Raw genomic sequence first — 2,050 nt, forward strand, 5'->3', positions numbered from 1 at the left:
CAAGGCGATGGCTGAGGCTCAGCTTAAACAAGGTGAAGCCCAGATCGAAATGATCCAGAAGCAAATCGACACGCTGACCGTTACCTATAATGAAAAGAAAAAAGAATATGAAACCGCCAATGCCCAGGCACTGGCGCAGAAAGCGCAGCTGGAAAGCCAGATCGCTGAAAAACAGAAAAATCTGGCAGACAAGCAGGACGAACTGGCGCCGGTTCAGCAGGAACTGGACGAGCAGACGCAGAAACAGCTGGACCTCACCACCCGGCAGATTGAGCTGGAAACTAAAAAAGCGCTCAATCAGACGGATCCGGAGAAATATCCCGCGCTGAGTGAGGAGGAAACGGCCGAACTGGAAAAAATCCCCGGCGAGCTGATTCTTATCAACGCGCGGATTGCGGAGCTGCAGGGAGAACTGGCGATTTTAACCCAGCTGGAAACCGAAATTGCGACGGCGCAGGCACAGCTGGATTTGATCAATCAGGGATTAGAAGTCTCTGAGACGGTTCTCAAGACGATTGATGAACAGATCGTTTCCGCCAACGCCCAGATCGAGCAGCAGCGTCAGACGCTGGTGCAGGCCAAGGCGGATGCCGATAAACAGATTGCCGAGGGCGAAGCCAAGCTGAAGCAAGGTCAGAAAGAAGTCGCTCAGGGGGAAATCGATCTGGCTTTAAACAAAGCGGAAGGTCAAGCGAAGCTGGAGGATGCGCGCGAGGAACTGGTGCTGGCGAAGAATAAGATCGAACAGATCGAACAAGGCAAGTGGTATATTCTTGACCGGCAGTCGCATTACAGCTATATGGATTACAAGGGTGCTGCCGACCGGATGGCCGCGATCGCCAAGGTGTTTCCGGTGTTCTTCTTCTTAGTCGCGGCGTTAGTCTGCCTGACGACGATGACCCGGATGGTCGACGAACAGCGCTCGCAGATCGGTACGATGAAAGCGCTGGGCTACACGACCGGCCAGATCGCGTTTAAGTATGTCTTCTATGCTGCGTTTGCGAGTCTGACTGGAAGTCTGGTCGGGCTGGCTGTCGGGTTGTTCGCCTTTCCGGCGATCATCTATACTGCCTGGTTAATGATGTACGTGCTGCCGCCAGTCCAATTTACGCCGCAGCTGCCGCTGATGATCGGTTCTACCGCGGCTTCCGTCTTAGTGACAACCTTTGCGGCGTTTGCGGCCTGTTATAAAGAACTGATCGAAACTCCGGCGCTGCTGATGCGGCCGAAAGCCCCGAAGCTGGGCAAGAAGATCCTGATCGAGCGGATGACGTTCTTATGGAAACGTTTCTCCTTCACTTCCAAGGTCACCGCGCGGAATTTATTCCGTTATAAAAAACGATTCTTCATGACGGTGCTCGGCATTTCCGGATGCACAGCGCTGTTAGTCGCCGGTTTTGGCATCAAGGATTCGATCAGCCGGATCGTCAATTCCCAATTCGGCGAGATTTTCCAATATCAAGGCATCGCTTCCATGCAGAAGGATCTCGATGAAACCGCGAAGCGGCAGGTCTTAGATCAAATCAACGGCTTGGAAACTATCGACGATGCTCTGGACGTGTACCAATCCAACGCTGTTGTCTACCAGGGCAACGACAGCACAGAGGTGACGCTGGTCGTGACTTCCGATCCCGAGCGGTTCCGTGATTTCGTATCGCTGCATCCCCGCAAACAGCCGCAGGAAGAACTGCGGTTAAAGGACGGCGGCGTAGTGATTACGGAAAAGATGGCAAACGACATGAATCTGCATGTCGGCGATACGATCGAGCTGGAAAACGAGAAGGAGCTGCGCCGGAATGTTGAAATTACCGGAATCGCGGAGAATTATCTCAATCATTATGTCTATATGAATGCCAACGCATATAAGGAAACCTATGATCTGCGCGCCCAAAGCAACGCCGTTTTCCTGAAATTCAATCCTCAGATTGACGATGCGGAGCAGCGCAGCGGCCAGGAACTGTTAAAGAATGAGGATATCAGCTCGCTGTCGTTCTACACCGGGATCAAGGATAACTTCAACAACATGATCCGCAGCTTAAATTATATCGTG

1 protein-coding gene is annotated in these 2,050 nt (G+C 52.4%); it reads left to right on the forward strand.

Going from position 1 to position 2,050, the window contains the following annotated elements; genetic code table 11:
• The coding region (locus tag HOLDEFILI_RS19860; RefSeq protein WP_006060251.1) for an ABC transporter permease at positions 1 to 2,050 on the forward strand (2,050 nt) is incomplete at both ends.

The sequence above is a fragment of the Holdemania filiformis DSM 12042 genome (assembly GCF_000157995.1).
GTDB lineage: Bacteria > Bacillota_I > Bacilli_A > Erysipelotrichales > Erysipelotrichaceae > Holdemania > Holdemania filiformis.